2 protein-coding genes are annotated in these 1827 nt (G+C 42.9%); one reads left to right on the top strand and one right to left on the bottom strand.

Going from position 1 to position 1827, the window contains the following annotated elements; translation table 11 throughout:
* Nucleotides 1–172 precede the first annotated feature (172 nt).
* Nucleotides 173–652 carry a 5'-methylthioadenosine/S-adenosylhomocysteine nucleosidase gene (mtnN, locus tag J7K40_09670; protein MCD6162666.1) on the bottom strand — a complete coding sequence of 160 codons (480 nt, stop codon included), beginning with the start codon at nucleotides 650–652 and terminating at the stop codon, nucleotides 173–175.
* Nucleotides 653–928: 276 nt separating this feature from the next.
* Here mtnN and J7K40_09665 point away from each other — a divergent pair, with 276 nt between their 5' ends.
* A complete protein-coding gene (locus J7K40_09665) occupies nucleotides 929–1654 on the top strand; it encodes a cytochrome c biogenesis protein CcdA (GenBank protein ID MCD6162665.1) in 726 nt (241 codons plus the stop codon).
* The last annotated feature ends 173 nt before the right edge of the window (nucleotides 1655–1827 follow it).

The following is a 1827-nucleotide window of genomic DNA, read 5'->3' as shown; positions in this document are numbered from 1 at the left end:
CCAATCTCTGGATTCCCAATCAAGTTGGGAATGACGCGGGCAGTGTGGGAATGATATAACTATAGTATCCGCCTAAGGCGGACAAAAGGAACGAGGCGGTCAATAAGGATAACCCCAACGATATAGCATCCGCCTAAGGCGAACAAAAGGCCGGACAGTAGTGAATCTCAGATTAAAGTGCGGCGGCTCTATGAGACATGACCTCAAGAATACTGCTGATAATCTTAAAGGAATTTTTCGAGGCGATTTTAAGGTAGCTTTTGAATTCGTCTTTGGCATCCGAGCCGGCGCTATCGGAGATAGTCCTGGCAATCATGAACGGAATTTCATTCAAATGACATGTATAGCCGACAGCGGCGCCTTCCATTTCGGCGGCAACGGCGCCGAATTCTCTCTGCAGCCATTCGATTTTTCTCGGATCGGAAACAAAACGATCGCCTGAGACAATAGTGCCCACAACAAGTTTCGGGGCATTCTTATCATACTTGAAAACATCATCAAAAGCATAACAAGCAAATTTCATTAAACGCGGGTCAGTTTCAATCATCCTGCCGATATCAGGCAGTTCGCCATGCCGTCGTCCGAAAGTAGTAAGGTCAAAATCATACTGAACGACAAAGTTGGCAACGACAACATCACCTCGTTTTTTCAAAAACTATGATTTCCACTTATTGAAAATGTTAACCCTACGAAACATACTATACTATAAAGATTTTACCGGAATTTTCGGGGAAACTCCCGAAATGTGTCAGTTCATCCGCCTTAGGCGGACTGCGAACTGACACAACATCAAAATTGTGTAAGGCTTTTGAACATTACGACCTTCAAAGAAAATGGATTTTATAAGTCAAAATTAAATTCATACATTTATTGACATGTGGAACCTATAGTGTTTTATTATTGTTTAATAATCGAAAAAGGAGTAAGAGTGGACAATGTAACGCTATTAGCAGCCTTTGGCGCAGGCTTATTATCATTTATTTCCCCATGTGTTTTACCGATTGTGCCCGGCTATCTATCATTTATATCCGGCGTTTCGATAGACGAACTTCAGAAAAAACAGTCCAAAGCGGTCTATAAAGTATTTCTAAATTCATTATTTTTTGTATTGGGCTTTTCGGTTGTCTTTATAGCGCTGGGCGCTTCGGCAACGGTTGTATCTGGTTTTCTAACCGATTATATGCATATCATTGGCAAGGTTGCCGGTGTAGTTATCATTATTCTTGGCTTGCATTATATTGGTTTGTTTAAAATCAAATTGCTTAATTATGAAAAGCGGTTTAATATGAGCGACAAAAAGATTGGCCCGCTTGGCGCATTTTTTGTCGGTTTTGCGTTTGCTTTTGGCTGGACTCCATGCATCGGGCCGATACTGGCGACTATTTTGGCGATTGCCGCGGCAGAGGATACGGTATGGCGGGGTATTATCTTGTTGTTGTTTTATTCTGCCGGTTTAGCTATCCCGTTTTTATTGACTGCGCTGGCGTTTAATGCTTTTATTTCGGTATCCAGCAAGATAAAGAAGCATTTCAGGATAGTCGAGATTATCGGCGGTGTATTTCTTATACTGGTTGGCTTATTAATATTTACCGATTCGCTAAGCTATCTTTCCGGAATGTTTTCCCAATGGTTCCCTTGGCTGGAACTCGGCTAAATAATATAAATATATTCAATAATTTTACTACTATCCGACCTTTTATCCGCCTTAGGCGGATGCTATAATGATGTCATTCCCCCGCCGCGGCGGGGGAAGCCGGAGATTGGCCGCACCTATACCTCCTGCCTGCCGGCGCCCGCCTGTCTGCGGACACGGGGCACGGTATTTTT

This window comes from Candidatus Zixiibacteriota bacterium, assembly GCA_021159005.1.
GTDB lineage: Bacteria > Zixibacteria > MSB-5A5 > UBA10806 > 4484-95 > JAGGSN01.
The sequence above is the reverse complement of the archived record's forward strand: the minus strand, read 5'-3'. Positions and strand labels throughout refer to the sequence as shown.